Here is a 17619-nt window from a genome sequence, read left to right as displayed (position 1 = left end):
GTATATGGTAGAGGAAAGCCTGTTTTCGGGTCCTTCCCCCTCCCTATGCCTAGGGTTAGCGCCTCTCGCCAGCAGACCGACCTTGGTTTGAGCCTTGCCCAGGCCAAGGGGCTAAAACCCTATCAGCGCAAGCAACTGCAACGTCTTTACCAACTGCGACTGCCTCCCAATCGGCTGGTGACGGTGGAGTTTGCCCAAAGGCTGGGAGCCCTCACTCAAGATCTGGAAAGCCAGCCCATCAGTGTCTACCTCAATCGGCGGGGCCAAGTGATTCGCGTGGGGCTGGGATCCCCTTTTGAAACGCAGATCCCGGCTTGGGAGCTGCCGCGCCAGGGGGCGGAGCGCCTGTCCGGGATCCGCTGCATCACCACCCAAGTGGGCCCAGGGGGTCCTAGCCAAAAAGCGCTGACAGCTATGGCCCTCCAGCGGCTGGATGCCCTCATTACCCTCTCGGTCTCTCCCCTAGAGGGAAAGCTGCGCCGCGGCGGAGGGGCCACGGGCTTTGTCAAGTGCGCCTACCTAGCCCATCTGGTGCCGGAGGAAGGGCGCCGTTGGCAGGTTTCTGAGCCTTTGCCCTTGGGGATCCTGGCAGAACAAGATCTGCAGGAGCTGGTGACGGAGCTAGAAGATGGCTTTCGGCGCCAAGCCACTGCCCGCCAGGTGGATCCCAAGCAGGAGCGGGCCATCCTAGTGGGGCTGCAGGGGCCGGGCCAGAGCTACGAGGATCTCATGGACGCCTTGGCGGAACTGGGCCGCTTGGTGGAGAGCGCCGGCGGACAGGTGCTCCAAACTATCTGGCAGCGGCGGGAGAGCCCCGATTCTGCCACGGTCATCGGCTCGGGTAAAGTCCAGGAGTTGGCCTTGCTGGTGCAGGATTTGGGGGCCAACCTGGTGGTGTTCGACCGCGAGCTCACCCCCAGCCAGGTGCGCAACCTAGAGGAGACCCTGGGAGTGCGAGTGGTGGATCGCAGCGAGGTGATCCTGGATATCTTTGCCCAGCGGGCCAGAACCCGGGCCGGGAAGTTGCAAGTGGAGCTGGCACAACTGCAGTATCTGCTGCCCCGCTTAGCCGGTCGCGGTCGCACCATGTCGCGGTTGGGGGGTGGAATTGGCACCCGGGGGCCGGGGGAAACCCAGTTGGAAACGGAGCGGCGGGCCATCCAGCGGCGCATCAGCAAGCTGCGGCAGGAAGTGGAAGAGCTGCGCCGCCACCGCCAGCGGCTGCGCCAACGGCGGGAGGGATCCCAAATTCCTGTGGTGGCCCTGGTGGGCTACACCAACGCTGGTAAATCTACCCTTCTCAACGCCCTCACCCACGCCCAGGTCTACGTGGCTGACCAACTCTTTGCCACCCTGGATCCCACCACGCGGCGGCTGGAGCTGCCCGGCCAGCAGGCGGTGCTCTTGACCGACACCGTGGGATTTTTAACTGAGCTGCCTGAGCAATTGGTAGAGGCATTCCAGGCCACGCTGGAGGAGGTGACGGAGGCCGATGCCCTGCTGCACGTGGTGGATCTCTCCCACCCCAACTGGGAAGGGCAAATCGAGGCGGTGGAAAAATTGCTGGACCAGATGCCCCTGACCACCGGTCCCCGACAATTGGTGTTCAACAAAATTGACCGCCTGGATCCCGAGTGGGTGGAAGATGTCCGCCTGCTCTACCCCAAGGCTTTGTTTGTTTCCGCTGCCACTGGCCAAAACCTGGATCAGTTGCGCCACACCTTGGCCCAGTTTGCGGCTGCCTTTGGCTCCGGCTCCTTGGCGGCAGATCCCTAAAGCATTCCATTAGAAAATCCAAACTTGCCGGCTGTCCTCTCCCTTCCCCCTGCCTCAACATTCAGTTACATTGCAATTAGGTTCAGTTACACGCCAAGTTGCCGTCTGGCAGAGGGGGAGGACATGGCCGCTATGGCAGTTGCACCGCGCTTGGCGCATCTCACACTGCAGACGCTGCCTATTGGCGCCGATACCCTTGCCATCCGCTCCCAGGACTGGGATCGGGATCGGTTTGACATCGAGTTTGCCCTGGAAAATGGCACCACCTATAACTCCTTTTTGATCCGCGGCGAGAAGGTGGCCCTCATTGACACCTCCCACGAGAAGTTTCGGCAGTTGTACTTGGATCTGCTGCGAGGCCTCCTGGATCCCGCCACCATCGACTACCTGGTGGTCAGCCACACCGAGCCAGATCACAGCGGCCTAGTGGGGGACCTGTTGGAGCTGGCGCCCCAGCTGACGGTGGTGGCCTCTAAAGTGGCCGTGCAGTTTCTAGAAAACCTGGTGCATCGGCCCTTCCGGCACCTGGTGGTGAAGCAGGGGGATCGCCTGGATCTGGGCAAGGGGCATGTCCTGGAGTTCATCTCGGCTCCCAACCTGCACTGGCCCGACACCATCCTCACCTACGACCACGGCACCCAGATCCTCTACACCTGCGACGTCTTTGGGATGCACTACTGCGACGACTTGGCTTGGGATGAGCATCCCCACCTGCTACAGGCCGACTTTAAGCTCTACTACGACTGCCTCATGGCGCCCAACGCCCGCTCCGTGCTCTCGGCTCTCAAGCGCATGGAGTCCTTACCTCCCATTGCTGCCATCGCCACCGGCCACGGCCCCCTACTACGGCATCACTTGTCTAACTGGGTAGAGCACTACCGCCGCTGGAGTCTAGAGCAGGCCAAAGCCGAACGGCTGGTGGCTGTCTTTTACCTGTCGGGATATGGCCAGGCGGAAACGCTGGCTCAAGCCATTGCCCGCGGGATCCAAAAAACCGGCGTTGCCGTAGAGCTGGCGGATCTGCGGCTGCTGGATGCCCATGAGGTGCGGGAGCTAACCAGCTTGGCTGCCGGTGTGGTGATAGGCATGCCCCCCCAATCGGGGCCCGAGGCAGCCACCACGCAGATGCTGCTGAAAACTCTCCTGGCTGCTGCCCACGGCAAGCAGGGCTTTGGCCTGTTTGAGTCGGGGGGAGAAGACGACGAGTCGGTCTACCTCTGCCGCAACACTTTGCAGGAGCTGGGTGCCAAGGAAGTGTTTCCGCCCATCCTCCTCAAGCAGCCTGTGAACGAAACCCTGCTGCAGCTGGCGGAAGAGGCTGGCACCGACCTAGGGCAATGGCTGACCCGGGATCGCAGCATTCAGCAAATGAAAGCTCTAGATGCTGACCTGGATCGCGCTCTGGGTCGCATCAGCAATGGCCTTTACATCCTCACCGCCCGCAAAGGGCAGGCCACTAGCGCCATGCTCGCCTCCTGGGTAGCCCAGGCCAGCTCTGATCCGCCGGGGATCAGCGTTGCGGTGGCCAAGGATCGGGCCATCGAGTCTTTCCTGCAAGTGGGAGACACCTTTGTCCTCAACGTGCTGCAGGAGGGCCATCACCAGTCCCTGATGCGCCACTTCCTCAAGCGGTTTCCTCCAGGGGCCGACCGCTTTGCTGGCGTCAAGACCTACCCTGCCGCCAACGGATCCCCTATCCTTGCCGATGCCTTGGCCTACCTGGAGTGCCGCGTGGCCAGCCGCCTAGAAACCAGTGACCACTGGGTGGTCTACAGCATCCTTGAGGCAGGGCGGGTCTCCAGTCCCGAGGGCCTCACTGCGGTGCACCACCGAAAGGTGGGGAATCACTACTGATCGTCAATAAGACAGCCGATACCCTAGACCGCTGGGATGCAAGACAAAAGAGCTGTCTTGTCCCAAGGGAATCCCCTCTGCTTTGAGCGGAAAAGGCAGCTTTGGGGCTTCTTGCTCTACTTGTTGGGCTAGGCGGTAGAAGCTGCTACCCGCAGAGGGAACGGCAGAAGGTGCATGCTGCTGTTGCCAGCGCTGGTAGGGGTTGAGCTGTGCTTCCTCCAAGCTGAGATCTAGGGAGGCGGCGAGGGAAGACAGGGGCAAAGCGGCCACCTGCTCGGGATAGGCCCACCCTCTCAGCCCAAACGCTACAGCTAGAAGGCAACTGATCCTCCAAAAACCACTGAAATGCCGGAAATGTTGCATAACTAGGCGCCCTGCTGCACTCCAAGAAGGCAGCTCCCAGCTTGCCAAGACGAAACCCAGAAAGGTGTGACCAGGATCCCAGGGCGTTTGTGATCTTGGCTTATCCAGGGCTAGATTTACCTGGGCGATCCCCACGGCCAGGTTGCGTGTAGGCCTGCCAAGCCAGATCCAGAAGTCCATCCAACACCGCCGCTGCTACAGCGGGGCCGCCTTTACGTCCCTCGGTGCGGATGTGGGGTACCATCGAATCGGCCAGCTCCTGCTTGGCTTTCACCACGTTCACAAACCCAGCCGGCGTCGCGATCACGAGGGCGGGGGCTACTTCCTTCGCTGTAATCAGTTGCACTAGGGTGGTGAGGGCAGTCTGGGACTGGCCGATGACAAAGATGGCCTCCGGGTAGCGCTGAGCCAGGGTCTGCAGGCCCCAGGCAGAGCGGGTCTTGTCCTTCTGGGGGCGGGTGACAGCTTCGCTGCCGCAGTAGATGGGGTTGGAAAAGGTGTTCTGCACAGCCCGCGCAATGCCCACCTGCACCATTGGCTCGTCCACCACGATGGTGGTGCGCGCTGCCAGGGCTGCCGCCCCTGCTTGCAGAGCCTCGTTGGCAAACCGGATGAGGTGGAGATACTCGAAGTCTGCGGTAGCGTAAATTACCCGACGCACCACCTCGTATTCGGCAGGAGAAAGCCCATGCTTGCCCACCTCTTGGTCGATAATCATCAGGCTTTCCGCATCGGTGACATGCCACTCCATCGGCTTTAGACCTCGCCCGCCGGCTACCCTTAACAGCAGCATTGTATCTTTGACGTCCTCCCCTGCCTAAAGGCGGGGCCTCCACAGAGCTAGAGGTGCTTGTCTCCCCAGCCCCGCTAAGTGCCCTTGGGTAAAGTCTCTGCCAGCCGATGCCCACAGTTGGCACAACTTGCCCTCTACAGCGCTTGCCCAAGCGCGTTCGACACCGGTTGACACGTCTGCACCTTCTCGCCCTGGCAGCGCGGAGCGCTCTATAAAGCCCCCCATTGGCGGCAAAACCGTCGTCTAGCCGGGAGGCCAGCCCATGGGTCGACCGCCGAGAACGTGAATGTGGAGATGAAAGACAGTTTGGCCACCGTCTTCTCCGTCGTTGATGACCAAGCGGTAGCCTTTGTCTAGGCCAGCTGCAGCAGCCACCCGTTGGGCTGTCAACAGTAGGTGCCCCAACAGCGCCTCATGCTCAGGTTTGGCCTGGGAAATCCGGGGAATGGGCTCCTTGGGCACCACCAGGATGTGGACAGGGGCCTGGGGAGCAATGTCTTTGAAAGCAATTGCCCTCTCGTCTTCGTAGACAATTTGGGCGGGGATCTCCCTACGGATGATCTTGCTGAAAACCGTGTCGCTCATGGGTGGTGACAAACAAGTTCTGCCCTTAGCCTACCTGTTTGTGACTCTAAACTGCCGTGGCTGCATGAGCTAGACTCTTTCTTCTATCCAGCTCGGTATCGGATTTTGGACGCTTGGCTTAGCAGAAGAACTAGGAGCAGGAAGGTGGAACTCGAGGCGCGGCCGGCCGACACCGTAAGTGAGGGTGTAGCTCCAGCTTAGGCAGCGCAGCCAGAGGCGCGGGTAGCGAGGCTCCAGCCAGAGCTGCAGGCGCCGTAGCAGCTTGGGGAACCAGCCCCCCAGCAAGGCCGAGAGCAAGGCCAGGCCGGTGTAGCTGAAATAGGTGGGTAGCCACTGGGCAAAGCCTTCCGCCCCCACCGCCTCCCAAATCCACAGCAGCAGCCGTGGGTTCCGCAGAGCTGCCTTGATGGCCATGCGGTTAAAGGCCAGCCAGCCAGCCCGGTCTTTGATAAAGTCGTCCACCACCTCTGGCGGCTCGGTAGTGAGAATGCCAAAGAAGCTGTTGAGGATGGCGTTGATGCGCTCGGGCGGCAGTACCTTACCGGTGGGCACCATCATGCCGCGGGAAAACAGCCAGGTCACCGCCGAGTTGCCCTGATAGGCGCGGATCTGGGCTAGGTCGGCCGCTTTGAGCAGATCATGGCGCAAGGCTGTGTCCAGTAGGTCACAAAGGCGGGGGCAGTTGCGCACTAGGGATCCAAACCCCGTAAAGCTCAAGGGCGATTGCAGGGCTGCCGCATCCCCAATCAAGAGAACGCGGTCGAAGGGCTCTGCGGGAGCTGGCTGCCGGCCAAAGCGTCCGGGGATATAGCCAAAGGTGGCCTTCTTCCACTGCAGGCGCTCTGGGTCACAGCGGCGGTACTCAGGCAGGATGGTGAAAAAGTCTTCATACAACTCCAAGAGGGAGCCCGGGTTTTCCGGGTGTACTTGGTGGTAGTAGAACAGGTAGAAGGTGAGATCCTCCCCTGGCCCAGGGAACAGTTCCCAGATCAGTTGTCGACCGCGGCTGATGTCTCCATGGCTGGCCAGGATGTCGCCAAACTGGGGATCCCAAACTCCCGGCTCAAACCCCCCTGCAATGGTAGCTCCCACCGTGGGGCAAACGCTGTCAAAGGCGCGGCGGCCGTAGAGCTGCTGGGCAATGGGGGAGGCCGTCCCCATGGCATCCACCAACAGGCGGGTTCCCAGGCAGAACTCTTCTTGAGTGGTTAAGTCCCTAACCACCACCGTGACGCCTTGCTCCTCGATATAGGCCCGCTGGAACTCACTGCGCTCGTAGATGGCGCCGCCGCAGGCTTTTAGGATCTGGCCGCAGAGCTGCAGGAGTTTTTCGGCATCGATGGCCAGGTTGAGCACCGTCGGCGTGTGCAGGACGGGCGCGCGTACAGGGCTGTTGCCATCAAAAAACTTGTTGAACCCATCGGTGTATTCCCTGAGGATGAGGCTCTCCATCTCCTCAGAGCTGAGGAGGCCGAAGTCCACCAGCGTCTGCAGCTCCCGCCGCGAGATGTTCCACTCCCGATTCATGCGGCCAAAGGGAAGCCGTTCCACCAAGGCCACGCGGTAGCCCAGGCGGGCCATGGCCGCGCCGTAGATGGCTCCCAGGGCTCCGCCCACCACCACCAAGTCCCACTCCAAGGGTGCAGGTTGGGGGGCAGGCTGACGCAACAGCACCGGTGGCCGCTGAGTAGGAGGGGACTGTACCTCCTCCCGCCAGCGCCTCTCCCACCAGTAAACCCGCTGCAGGTCAAACTCGCCGTTGGGGATGCGGCGGAAATACTTTACCGTCTGCGGGTAAAAGGGCTCCAGTTGCTCAAAGATGGATCCCTGGCTGAGATCGATAGGGGGCAACTGCGGGTAGCGGTGGGGAAACTGGCTTTGGATAGCCTTTTCCACTTCCTTTAGCCAGCGGCCCTGCTGGGGAAAAGGCCGCTCTGACCACTGGAAGATCTTGAGATAGGTGGTGTTTAGCCCCGACCAGAGGAAAACGGCCAGCTCCGCTCCAGATCCCTGTAGGCGCAGGCCGGTAGGAGTCAGCACCTTTTGGCTGCCCGTAGGCAAAGGCAGGTGCTCCTGCAGCCAGCGCAGCACTTGAGCGGTCTCTGGGCAAGGGATCTCGCGGTAGTACAGAGGCTTGAGCACAGGGCCAAGACACAAAAAGAAGCCAACCTTTACCCATTGTGACACGAGGGGAGGAGCGCTCAGGTTCCCAATGCCTCAGTAAGCCGCTTGGTGGGAGCCGACTCCAGGGCCTCAACCCCCGCCTAGGGGCTCTACGAAGCCGCAAAACATTGCTTCATCTCCTGCAGCACCTGAGCATCTTGAGAGGCAACTCTAGCGCCGGCTTGGGCAGCCCAGCACTTCAGGCTTTCGATCTGCTCGCGGGCAATGGAGGCCAAGGGCACGGTTTCGCGGATGGCCTGCAAGATGTCTTCCTGAGTGAAGTCTCGCCGAGCGCCGCTGCCGCTGCCCCCAAAGGCGTTGTACATGGCGTCCACGATAGCCTGCTCGATCTCGGCGCCGCTGAAATTCTGAGCTGCGGCTGCTAGAGCATCTAGGTCGAATTCCCGCAGGCGGTTGGGGCGCAGCCGCTGCAGATGTACCCGGAAGATCTCCTTGCGCTCGGCGTGGGTGGGTAGGTTAAGGAAAAAGATCTCGTCGAAGCGGCCCTTGCGCAACAGCTCCGGCGGCAAGAGGGGCACGTTGTTGGCAGTGGCCACGATGAAGACCGGGCTGGTTTTCTCCTGCATCCAGGTAATGAGGCTGCCGAACACCCGGCGGCTGGTGCCCGAGTCTCCGTCGGCGCCGCTGGTAATGTTGCCAAAGGCCTTGTCAATTTCGTCAATCCAGAGCACACAGGGGGCCATGGCCTCCGCCAGTTGGATCATCTGGCGCACGCGGCTTTCCGACTCGCCAACAATCCCAGCAAACAGCCGCCCAACATCCAGCCGCAACAGGGGCAGCCGCCACTCGTTGGCGATGGTCTTAGCCGAGAGGGACTTGCCGGTGCCCTGGATCCCCACCAGCAGCACCCCCTTGGGGTTGGGCAGGCCGTAGCGCCGCGCCTCTTCGGTAAAGGCTTCCTGGCGCACCCGCACCCAAGCCTTGAGATTGTCCAGCCCACCCACATTTTTCAGGGTCTCGCGGGCAGTGAAAAACTCCAGAATGCCCGTCTGGCGGATGGCCTGCTTCTTCTCCTCCAACACCAGGTCGATATCGGCCTCGTTGACCTCCTGCTTGGCGGCCAGGGCGCGGGCCAAAACGCGGCGGATGCGCTCTCGGCTTAGCCCCTGACAGGCTTTGACCAGCTGCTCGCGACCCAAGGGGCTGAGCTTAAGTTTTTCGGGAGCTACATAGATCTGGATGAGGCGGCTAATCTCTTCGCTGTTGGGCAGGGGAATATCGACAACCGTGACCTCCTCGGCCAGGTCGCTGGGCACCTCCAGAGTATGGCTGAGCAGGATCAAGGTCTTGCGGGTGCGCTTGAGCTCGCGGCTAAGGTTTTTCAGCTCCCGCAGGATGGGGGCGTTTTTGTCGCTGGTGGCGTTGCGCAACACAAAGTGCGGATCCCGCAGCACAAACAGAGTGTCTTCCTGCGGAGCTGAGCGCCACACCCGCCCTAGGGCGGCCATGAGGGAACCCCGGTCTTCGCCGCTATCCTGCCAGCCCCGTACCACGTCCCAAAACAGCAGCCGTCGGGGCGGATCGGTTCTCTTGGCTACCTGCACGAGCACGGCATCGGCCGGCTCCTCTTCGGGGGAGACCAGGTAGATCAAAGGGTAGCGGGCCCGGATCATCAGATCCAGCTCCTGGATCAGCTCCCCTTGCACCTCAGTGGCAATCCCACTTAGGCTGGGATCGCCGCCGCTTTTCTGGTTGCGATCCGTGAGCTCTCTGAGTTCTTTTGCCAACTCTGCCATCAGGGGGATGAAAAGTAGGCTCTTCCTCTTTCAAGATAAAGCAGGGATCCCTTGCAACTCGGCCAGCATGGCACGGGCGGTCTGGGTGGGATCCGCCGCCTCCATCAGGGCCCGCACCACGGCTACGCGACTGGCGCCTGCCTGCAGCACCTCCGGCAGGTTGTGGAGATCGATGCCGCCAATGGCAAACCAGGGCAGAGAGGCCTTCTCGGCAGCCAGGCGCACGTACTCCAGACCCGCAGGCGGTTTTTCCGCCTTGGTGGGGGTAGCGTAGACGGGGCCGACGCCAATGTAGTCCACGTCGCTGGCGAGGGCCTGGGCCAACTCTTCAGCGTTGGTGGTGGACAGGCCAATCAGGCGTTGGGATCCCAGCAGTTGTCGGGCTTGGGCAACTGGCAAATCCGTCTGGCCCAGGTGTACCCCATCCGCCTGGCTGACCAAGGCCAAGTCCACCCGGTCGTTGACGAGCATCAACGCCTGGTAGCGGTCGCACAGTTGCCGCAGCTGTTTGAGATCCCAGAGCATCTCCCTGTCGGCCAGGTTCTTGCGGCGGTACTGGACCAGAGTCACCCCGCCCCGCAGCGCCTTTTCCACTACTTCCAGCCAGTGGGGCACTGGGCTGGTGACCAGGTAAAGACGGGCTGCCAACAGGCGTCGGCGCAGGGATCTGCCCAACAGCTCACTTTCAAGAACGTAGAGGTGGTAGCGCATGTCTTTGGCCAGCTTGGCCAGGCCAGGGGCCACCCACTGCTGGGATTCGGCCAGCTTGCCGTATTCTTCCAGCACCCGCAGCGCCTCCTGCACGCGGCTGCAATTGGCTTGCAACAGGTGGCTGAGATCCCGCCGCTCCTCCTCCTGGGGGTGGGAGAGCTGGGTGCCGGGGTCGGCAGGGGTGTCGCGGGCCAACCGCAGTGGGTTGCTGTGCCAACGGGCTAGGGCCTGGCGCATAGCTTTGCACTCGCTAGCCAGCTCGCCGTTCTCCAGGCCAAAGCGAAACCACTCCTCCAGTACCCGGAGCCCTTCGCGAGCGCGGTCAAGGTTGGCATCGAGAATCCGGGCGACGGCTTGTGGTTTCATGTCCCCTGCGCGTGGGAGTTTTAATCCTTACTCTAAACTGGAATAGTCTCTCCGGCACCTGGGCTAGCCCTTGTCCGAAGAGGAGGCAGGCTGTTGCCAAAGGGCGTTGAGGAAAGCCTGCTGGGGCGTGTGTCCCCAGGCAAACTCACGGGGGCCGATCCCTTCCGGCAGGTAGGCCCAAGCGTAGCGCTCACAGGCAGGAAAGTAGCGGATCTCCCACCAGGGCTGGCCGGCGGCCACATCCTTCACCGCCCGCCAAAAAGGTCCCCGCTGACGGCTAAGACGGGTCTCGACGAAGTAGGGCCCTTCCAGGCGCAAGGCTTCCACCGCTGCAATAAACTCAGCTCGCTGTCGCTCATCTCGGATCATCGCCCCGGCTTTCTCTCTCAGATTGGCCCTATTTTAATTCGGTAGGCTTTGGTAGGCTCGTTTAGTCTGGCTGGAGACGACAACCTCCCCCAGCAATGAACTCCCAAAATCTGGCGCGGGTGCTGTGCCTGAGCAATGGCCACGGAGAAGATGAGGTGGCTAGCCGCATTGCCTCAGCCCTCACCCAACGAGGGATCCCAGTGCAGGCCCTGCCGATTGTGGGGGAAGGGGTGGCGTATCGACGGCGAGGGATCCCGCTGCTGCCCCTGACCCAGGTAATGCCTTCGGGGGGATTTATCTACCAGGATTGGCGGCAGCTGTGGCGGGATCTGCGCGCTGGCTTGTTGGGCCTGACGAGGCAGCAACTGGCTCTGGTGCGCCGCCTAGCCAAGCAGGTGGAGCTGGTGCTAGCCGTGGGAGACATTGTGCCCCTAGCCATGGCCTGGTGGAGCGGGATCCCCTACGTTTTCGTGGGCACGGCCAAGTCGGACTACTACTGGCGGGATGAGCGGGGGCCCTACCGCCGCCCTTGGCTGGGCCAGCCGGCTTCCGATTACTTGCCCTGGGAGCGCTGGCTGATGGCCCACAGGCGCTGCCTGGGTTCTTTTTTGCGGGATGAGCTGACGGCAGCTGGCCTGCAGCAACGGGGCCTAAGGGCCTTCTACCTGGGCAACCCGATGATGGACGACCTAGAGCCGCGGGGGGAATTGCCTTTGGATCCCAGCCGGCCTGCGGTGCTGTTGCTGCCGGGATCCCGTCCTCCGGAAGCCTACCGCAACTGGGCTTTGATGATGCAGGTGGTAGAGCAACTGCCGCCAGAAATCCAAGTCTATGCAGCCCTCAGCCCCAACCTGGAGCGGGGTCCCCTTCAGGAGAAGATCCCGTCTCGGCGCCGCGACCTGCTGCTGGTGTGGGGAGATTTCGGCACCTGTGCCCACCGAGCTACGGCGGTGTTGGCCATGGCGGGGACGGCCACGGAACAATGCGTCGGCCTAGGAAAGCCAGTGGTTACCCTGCCGGGAGAGGGGCCACAATTTACCCCGCGCTTTGCCGAAGCCCAAAGCCGCCTTCTGGGATCCGCCGTCCACCTCACTTCTCCCCAGCAGGCCCCCGCCGTGCTCTGCCAAATTCTGGATCGCCTAGCCAGGGATCCCGATTACGCCGCCCAACTGCGGGCCCACGGGCAACGGCGCATGGGATCCCCTGGGGCCACCCAGCGCATTGCTGACCAGATCACAGCCTTGCTTGCCGGTCCCCGGGACTAATCTGTGGCGGTCTCAAGGCTACTGAGTCCCGCTCAGCTTGCCCCAATTGCTGCCGCACTGTTGCCCCTTTGCCTACGCTGGAGAAGGGGGATCCCTTGGGTAGGTAGCCGGTTCTGCCTACTTGGAGGGCGTTTTGGAGCAGCTAGAGATGACCTGGGATTTGGGGCGATTTTGGAACACCCTCACCTACTACGAGGTGCTACCCTTTGCCGGCTTCTGGCGCTGGCTTCAGAATGGCTTTCAAAGCCCAGAAGTTCTCTTTATGCCTCCTTCTCTGACGCCAGCCACTTCCCTTCCTCTGGTTCTTTTGGGCGATGGCCTGCCCGAGGGTTTGACAGAGGCGTTGCGCCAGCAAGGGGCGGAGGTAGGGCAGAGCCAGGACTGTGCGACAGCCAGGGTGATCTTGGGGCTGGGAGCGCCAGAGGTGGCCAAGGCCCACCTGGAACGGCTGCGCCGCAGCGGCCAAACGGAACAGATGCTCTTCGACTTCCGCCAGCCCAACCCCCAGTTAAACCAGTTCTGGGGCATCTTGGACGATGTGGTGATGGGCGGGGTGAGCCAAAGCCAACTGCTCTGGGGAGAGGGCGAGCTGCTGTTTACGGGCCAGGTTTCCACGGCCAACTTCGGCGGCTTTGTTTCCACGCGCACGCGCAATTGGCAGCCCCCCTTGGACGCCTCAGGGTTTGCTGGCCTGGAGCTGCGGCTGCGGGGCGATGGACAGCGCTACAAGGTTTTGCTCAGGGATCAAGGCGGCTGGGACAGCCCAGCCTACGCCTACGCCTTCGACACCACCCCTGGGGAGGAGCAGACCGTCCAGGTTCCTTTTGCCGAGATGGTGCCCACCTTTCGCGCCCGCCGGGTTGCCGCTCCCCCCTTGAATACCCGCCAGATCTATTCGCTGCAGCTGATGCTGAGCAAGTTTGAAGCCGACGGCAGCCCTAACCCTCGTTTTCGGCCTGGGCCCTTCCAACTGGGCCTGCGCTGGATTGGGCTTTACCGCAGCGACCCCCTGCCGCAACTGATTGGGGTGGCCCAGGGATCCCTGTCGCCCGCTTGGGTGACAGCCCTGCAGGAGAGCTCCAGCCGCTGGTGTGGGGTGGAAATTCCCGCCGGGATCGAGGGATCTACCTTAGCCGCTCACCTGCTGCGCCTTTTGCGCTCGCCCGAAAGTGTGGGCCGGGTGGTGCCTTTAGAAGCTTTCCCTGGCTAAGCTTTGACCCACTGCTGGGATCCCTTTGGGCTGCCGACGAGGCTCGTTGGATCGGGCATCTCGGTCAGGGGTGGAGGGCTCTGGGCGTCCTGGCTGCTATTGCCCTGGCTGGGAGGATCCCGCTTTCCGACCTCTTCGAGACCCCACAGACCTTGGGGCTACGAAGTCAAGGATGGCGCGTCCCATCGGGAAGAATTGTGCTCGTCAAATCTCAGAATCGAGCTTGGCACCTTTTAGGTTGGCCCCTCTGAGCTGAGGACCTGTCAGTTCAGCTCCCCTCAAGTCGGTCCCGAACAATTCGGCCCCGCTCAGGTTGGCCTCCTCCAGGTTGGCCCCGCTCAGGTTAGCCCCGCTCAGGTCAGCCTTCTTCAGGTTAGCCTTCCTCAAGTCAGCCCAGCGAAAGTCTCGCTCGCCAGCTATATACTTTCCTCGAATATCCCCAACCTGACGTAGGGGGATCTGATATGCCTTTGCTGCCTGCACGTGGTGGAGATTGTCGGATTTCAGGAACGTCTCCCAAGCAGCGAACTTTACCTCCCACTCCTTGTCCTCCTGCAGTGCTTTCAGGAGAAGCTGGGCCCCTTCTTCCCCATGTTGGAGAGCATTTCTGAGAGCTCGGATTCTCACTTGAGGATCCGGACTGGCCAGGGCTTGTCAAACACCCACCAGGCCACCTATGACCGGATCGAATCCGCCAGGCCCTTGTCCGCCTAAAACAGGATCGAAGTTTTCCATCACCGTACTGTCTCCTCGTGAGACGTTAGCTAGTCCGCCGGGATACCCGTTAGCGCTACGCGCTGGGGGAGTGTGGAGGTAGACCTTCTATCTCCTTACCAGACGTGGCAGCCCCGTGTCCTTATTGTTGGCAGGGATCCGGCAGGCGTCCAGGTGGCGGACTGGGTGGTCACCGCTCTCCTGGCCAAGCTGCGTGCGGCGTTGCGGTGGATTCAAGGGATCCCGTTGGCTTCCTCTTTGTGACGGTTCTGTCCTTTCCCCTTTCCTAGGAGCTATCTTGTAACCCTTCTTCACCTGTGGCCCTACCTTGATCCTGGTGCTGGCGGTTGTTGCAGCATACTCAGGGGGGAGCCGTCCACTTTTTTTCAGGAAGGGTTGGCCCCTATGGGCTGCGCTCGTTTGTATCCTATCCTATCTTTGAGATCCGCTGCGGGTTCCTTGAGGGAGGGGCTGGCAAGCACGGCGTAGGTGCCCGATTGCCTGGTAACCTGGGATCCCAGCCTGTAGCAGCCCCTTTTGGCTGTTGAAGAATATGGGCCAGTACGTGCTGCGTATCAGTGACCTTCCCCTTCGGGATCGCCCGCGCGAGCGACTGCTCAGCCAAGGGGCCAAAAGCCTCTCCCACGCCGAGCTGCTGGCCATTTTGCTCAACACAGGCCAGGGGCCGGGCAAGCTCTCTGCCTTGGGCCTAGCCCAATTGCTCCTCAAAAAACTGGAAGCGCAAGGAGATCCCCTTGCCCAGTTGCGCCAGGTGGAGGCCGGGGAGCTGCTTCAAATTGAGGGCATCGGCCCGGCCAAGGCGGCAACGGTGCTGGCAGCCATTGAGCTGGGGCGGCGGATCTTTTTGGCCCGACCACCCGAGCTGACGGTGATTGAATCGCCAGAACAGGCGGCCATGGCCCTGAGCGCTGACCTGATGTGGGAGGCCCAAGAGCACTTTGCCGTCCTGCACCTGGATATCAAGCACCGCCTCATCGGCCAGCAGATCGTAACGCGGGGAACCGCCACGGAAACCCTCACCCACCCCCGGGAAACCTTCCGCAGCGCCATCAAGCAGGGAGCCAGCCGCATCCTGGTGGCCCACAACCACCCCTCTGGCAGCTTGGATCCCAGCCCCGAGGATCTGGCTCTCACGCGGCAACTGCTGCAGGCGGGACAACTGCTGCAGATCCCCGTTTTGGATCACCTCATCCTGGGCGGCGGTCAGTTCCTCAGCCTGCGCCAACACACCAACCTCTGGCAGGAGTTTCCCCAGCCAGAATAAACCCCCACCCCCCTGACCTACTCTGCCTGGGGAGAGGAACCATCGGTCTCCAAAAGCGGCTCAAAGCGCATGCCCACCCTGAGCTGGCCGCCGTTGACCAGATCCCAAGCCGACTGTTCTTTTCTGCCAGGCAGTTGGGCCCGTCGGATCAGGAGGGATCCCTCGCCGGTAGCCACGTACACCCCTTCTCCCTTGGCCAGTCCCACGACTTCTCCAGGGCTGCCCTGGGGAAGAGGATTAGGTGGCGGGTGCAACTGAGGAGAGGCGGAGCGGACAATCTTAATCCGCTGCCCCTGCAAGCCAGTAAAGCAGTTGGGGGAAAAGGCGCGGATTTGATTGTGCAAAGCCTGGGCCGAGCGCCGCCAATCGAGCTGGAAGTCCTGTTTTTTGAGCAGGGGGGCGTAGGTGGCCCGCGAGTCATCCTGAGGAATGGGGGTCAGCTCTCCTTTTTCCAACTTCAGCAGCGTCTCCACCAGCAGGCTTGCCCCCAGTTGGGCTAGTTGGGAGGCTAGCTCCAAGCCGGTCTGCTCCGGCCCGATGGGCAGCTTGGCCTGCAGCAAGATGGCTCCTGTATCCAGGCCCTCGTCCATGAGCATGGTGGTGACGCCGGTCTCGGTCTCGCCGTTGGCAATAGCCCACTGGATGGGGGCAGCGCCGCGGTAGGCCGGCAGGAGGGAGGCGTGGACATTGACGCAGCCCAGCCGGGGCATCTGCAGCACCGCCGGTGGCAGGATTTGGCCATAGGCCACCACCACAAACACATCGGCAGCCAGCGCCGCCAGCGCCGCCAGCACCTCTGCATCCCGCCGCAAACGGACAGGTTGCCACACGGGGATCCCCTGGGCTTGGGCAAGGACCTTCGTGGGCGGAGGAAGCACCCTTTGTCCTCGTCCCTGGGGCCGATCCGGCTGGCAGACCAATCCCACTACTTCAAAAGGAGACGGCGGCTGCAGGAGAGCCTGGAGCGAAGGTAGGGCAAACTCCGGCGTGCCAAAGAAGACAACCCGCATGGCCAACCCCCTGAACCCTGCCCTTTAGTCTAGGGCGGCGGGGGAAGGCCGAGGGGGCTCGCCATCGGCAGCGTCGGCTGCTGGAGAAGGAAAGGGAGAAAGCCTGGCTGGGGGAGCCTGCCAAAAGGTGGGCTGTTTGAGATCGAATTCCTGGCTCCAGCTTGGAAAGAAAGAGCTCAGCTTTTGCCCAGAAAGCCGCAGCCGTTGCACAAAGGTCAATTCTAAGCGCGTTAGAACCCGCCGCACAAAATCCTTGGCCCAGGCCGGATCCGGCGCCTCTGCAGCCTGCAAGTTAATCTGCAGCCAGCCCAGCTTGGGATGCAGGTGAACCCGAGCGCGGATTCCTTCTGGGTGGAGCAAGTAGTTGAGCACCTCCTGGAGGGCCTCTTCATCCCCCTGCCGGGCACGGTACAAGGGGCTGTTGGGGTTGGGCGGCGGCTGGTAGCGCCACTCGCGGTGCCATTCCGGGATCCCTTCGTTGGAAGGAAAGCCGAACAGCTCCACCTGACGCTGCCGGTAGCTCAGCGCCATTTCCTCTAGGGTTGGCAGGAGGCTCTCCAGCAGCCAGTCCGGATCCGGGAGGGGCTCCCCTTCTAAACGCAGCAACAGGCGGTGGCCGGAAAGACGCGCCTGGACTTGGAGAGAGCTCAACCCTAGGGCACTCAGGGCTGCCTGCAGGCGCGCCACCCTCTCCGACAGAGGAGGCTGGGGAGAAGCTGCAGAAGAAGTAGCCACTGGTAGAGATCCCTGGGTAGCTTCGGATCCAACCTAGCTCAGCGCCTAGAGTTGCTGAAAACCACTAGAGGGTTTGAGCAGGCTGAGGTTTAAGTCCCTGCCCCGCCTGCACGCAAACTTGCCCTTGTCGATCAAACAACGTTACCGCCAACGCTAGGGATCGGCCGGCGTACTTTTGCACATAGGCTGTTGCCCGCTCGCAGATTCGGCAAGCCAGGGCCTGTAGCACCGGCTCTGCCCAACCCAGGCTTTCCAGGTACTGCACTGCTGCTTCCACCGTTCCCAGCTCCAACAGCCGTCGCGCCTGCTCGGCTGCTCCCCCACAGCGGATCAAGGCTGCCACCAGAATCTCCAGGCGGGCATCGGCCACATGGCTGGAGGTGGTGAAGATGCCGCCTGCTAGCTTGATGAGTTTGCCGTGGTAGCCAATCAAGTGAACGGCCTCCGCCCCCCGCAGCGCCGCCTCCACCAGCAGCGGCCCTACCCAATTGGCTACCCGCAGGATTTGCTCTGCCGGGATCCCTTGCCGCAGGGCTACCTGTTGCCCGTGGCTGCCTAGGCAAAAGGCCAGCCGCCTGTGCTGCTCGAGCTTCTGTTGCAGCTCTTGCCGGGCTTGCTCCAGACTTTCGGCACTGGCAGAAGGCTCCACCTCCGCCCGCGTCC

At 62.0% G+C, this 17619-nt stretch carries 16 protein-coding genes; 6 read left to right on the top strand and 10 right to left on the bottom strand.

Annotated features, from left to right (window positions below; all coding sequences use genetic code 11):
- Nucleotides 1-45 precede the first annotated feature (45 nt).
- Both hflX and NW833_RS09945 read left to right on the top strand, forming a co-directional pair.
- The gene (hflX, locus tag NW833_RS09950; protein ID WP_414409738.1) at nucleotides 46-1776 is read left to right on the top strand and encodes a GTPase HflX; all 1731 of its coding nucleotides are present in this window, start codon (nucleotides 46-48) and stop codon (nucleotides 1774-1776) included.
- Nucleotides 1777-1899: 123 nt separating this feature from the next.
- The gene (locus tag NW833_RS09945) at nucleotides 1900-3630 is read left to right on the top strand and encodes a diflavin flavoprotein (RefSeq protein ID WP_414412372.1); all 1731 of its coding nucleotides are present in this window, start codon (nucleotides 1900-1902) and stop codon (nucleotides 3628-3630) included.
- A 463-nt stretch (nucleotides 3631-4093) separates the two neighbouring features.
- Here the strand turns inward: NW833_RS09945 and NW833_RS09940 are convergent, their stop codons facing one another.
- The 6 genes from NW833_RS09940 to NW833_RS09915 form a co-directional block, all read right to left on the bottom strand.
- Complete coding sequence (locus NW833_RS09940; RefSeq protein WP_414395151.1) at nucleotides 4094-4744, bottom strand: precorrin-8X methylmutase; 651 nt, start codon at nucleotides 4742-4744, stop codon at nucleotides 4094-4096.
- Between the two features lie 285 nt (nucleotides 4745-5029).
- The gene (locus NW833_RS09935; protein ID WP_414394984.1) at nucleotides 5030-5371 is read right to left on the bottom strand and encodes a histidine triad nucleotide-binding protein; all 342 of its coding nucleotides are present in this window, start codon (nucleotides 5369-5371) and stop codon (nucleotides 5030-5032) included.
- 69 nt (nucleotides 5372-5440) lie between these two features.
- Nucleotides 5441-7513, bottom strand: a complete 2073-nt coding sequence (locus tag NW833_RS09930) for an FAD-dependent oxidoreductase (protein ID WP_414412371.1) — start codon at nucleotides 7511-7513, stop codon at nucleotides 5441-5443.
- 131 nt (nucleotides 7514-7644) lie between these two features.
- Entirely contained in the window at nucleotides 7645-9168 is a 1524-nt protein-coding gene (locus tag NW833_RS09925) for an AAA family ATPase (RefSeq protein WP_414395153.1), read from the bottom strand.
- Between the two features lie 153 nt (nucleotides 9169-9321).
- Nucleotides 9322-10368: a thiamine phosphate synthase gene (locus tag NW833_RS09920; protein WP_414394986.1), complete on the bottom strand. Its 1047-nt coding sequence runs from the start codon at nucleotides 10366-10368 to the stop codon at nucleotides 9322-9324.
- Nucleotides 10369-10431: 63 nt separating this feature from the next.
- On the bottom strand, nucleotides 10432-10737 hold the full coding sequence (locus tag NW833_RS09915) for a hypothetical protein (RefSeq protein WP_414394987.1): 306 nt from the start codon (nucleotides 10735-10737) through the stop codon (nucleotides 10432-10434).
- A gap of 95 nt (nucleotides 10738-10832) precedes the next feature.
- On the opposite strand from NW833_RS09915, the gene NW833_RS09910 reads away from it, so the two are divergent.
- Nucleotides 10833-12002: a lipid-A-disaccharide synthase-related protein gene (locus tag NW833_RS09910; protein WP_414394988.1), complete on the top strand. Its 1170-nt coding sequence runs from the start codon at nucleotides 10833-10835 to the stop codon at nucleotides 12000-12002.
- A 148-nt stretch (nucleotides 12003-12150) separates the two neighbouring features.
- On the top strand, nucleotides 12151-13212 hold the full coding sequence (locus NW833_RS09905; RefSeq protein WP_414412370.1) for a CIA30 family protein: 1062 nt from the start codon (nucleotides 12151-12153) through the stop codon (nucleotides 13210-13212).
- Nucleotides 13213-13416: 204 nt separating this feature from the next.
- Here the strand turns inward: NW833_RS09905 and NW833_RS09900 are convergent, their stop codons facing one another.
- Nucleotides 13417-13695, bottom strand: coding sequence for a pentapeptide repeat-containing protein (locus NW833_RS09900; protein ID WP_414412381.1), 279 nt, complete (start codon nucleotides 13693-13695; stop codon nucleotides 13417-13419).
- 324 nt (nucleotides 13696-14019) lie between these two features.
- Here NW833_RS09900 and NW833_RS09895 point away from each other — a divergent pair, with 324 nt between their 5' ends.
- Together NW833_RS09895 and radC are read left to right on the top strand one after the other, a co-directional pair.
- Complete coding sequence (locus NW833_RS09895) at nucleotides 14020-14190, top strand: hypothetical protein (RefSeq protein ID WP_414412369.1); 171 nt, start codon at nucleotides 14020-14022, stop codon at nucleotides 14188-14190.
- A 289-nt stretch (nucleotides 14191-14479) separates the two neighbouring features.
- Nucleotides 14480-15211 carry a RadC family protein gene (radC, locus tag NW833_RS09890; protein ID WP_414395154.1) on the top strand — a complete coding sequence of 244 codons (732 nt, stop codon included), beginning with the start codon at nucleotides 14480-14482 and terminating at the stop codon, nucleotides 15209-15211.
- A gap of 17 nt (nucleotides 15212-15228) precedes the next feature.
- Here radC and fmt read toward each other — a convergent pair whose 3' ends face one another.
- The 3 genes from fmt to NW833_RS09875 form a co-directional block, all read right to left on the bottom strand.
- A complete protein-coding gene (gene fmt, locus NW833_RS09885; RefSeq protein WP_414412368.1) occupies nucleotides 15229-16221 on the bottom strand; it encodes a methionyl-tRNA formyltransferase in 993 nt (330 codons plus the stop codon).
- Nucleotides 16222-16245: 24 nt separating this feature from the next.
- Complete coding sequence (locus NW833_RS09880) at nucleotides 16246-16956, bottom strand: hypothetical protein (protein WP_414412367.1); 711 nt, start codon at nucleotides 16954-16956, stop codon at nucleotides 16246-16248.
- A 64-nt stretch (nucleotides 16957-17020) separates the two neighbouring features.
- The coding region (locus tag NW833_RS09875; RefSeq protein WP_414412366.1) for a cobalt-precorrin-5B (C(1))-methyltransferase at nucleotides 17021-17619 on the bottom strand (599 nt) is incomplete at its 5' end.

Source organism: Synechococcus sp. O70.1 (assembly GCF_047462215.1).
Taxonomy (GTDB): Bacteria; Cyanobacteriota; Cyanobacteriia; order Thermostichales; family Thermostichaceae; genus Thermostichus.
The sequence above is the reverse complement of the archived record's forward strand: the minus strand, read 5'-3'. Positions and strand labels throughout refer to the sequence as shown.

Coding starts and splice junctions, on each gene's coding strand:
- hflX (WP_414409738.1), top strand. CDS start 46: ATGCCTAGGGTTAGCGCCTCTCGCCAGCAGACCGACCTTGGTTTGAGC.
- NW833_RS09945 (WP_414412372.1), top strand. CDS start 1,900: ATGGCCGCTATGGCAGTTGCACCGCGCTTGGCGCATCTCACACTGCAG.
- NW833_RS09940 (WP_414395151.1), bottom strand. CDS start 4,744: ATGGAGTGGCATGTCACCGATGCGGAAAGCCTGATGATTATCGACCAA.
- NW833_RS09935 (WP_414394984.1), bottom strand. CDS start 5,371: ATGAGCGACACGGTTTTCAGCAAGATCATCCGTAGGGAGATCCCCGCC.
- NW833_RS09925 (WP_414395153.1), bottom strand. CDS start 9,168: ATGATCCGGGCCCGCTACCCTTTGATCTACCTGGTCTCCCCCGAAGAG.
- NW833_RS09920 (WP_414394986.1), bottom strand. CDS start 10,368: ATGAAACCACAAGCCGTCGCCCGGATTCTCGATGCCAACCTTGACCGC.
- NW833_RS09915 (WP_414394987.1), bottom strand. CDS start 10,737: ATGATCCGAGATGAGCGACAGCGAGCTGAGTTTATTGCAGCGGTGGAA.
- NW833_RS09910 (WP_414394988.1), top strand. CDS start 10,833: ATGAACTCCCAAAATCTGGCGCGGGTGCTGTGCCTGAGCAATGGCCAC.
- NW833_RS09905 (WP_414412370.1), top strand. CDS start 12,151: ATGACCTGGGATTTGGGGCGATTTTGGAACACCCTCACCTACTACGAG.
- radC (WP_414395154.1), top strand. CDS start 14,480: ATGGGCCAGTACGTGCTGCGTATCAGTGACCTTCCCCTTCGGGATCGC.
- fmt (WP_414412368.1), bottom strand. CDS start 16,221: ATGCGGGTTGTCTTCTTTGGCACGCCGGAGTTTGCCCTACCTTCGCTC.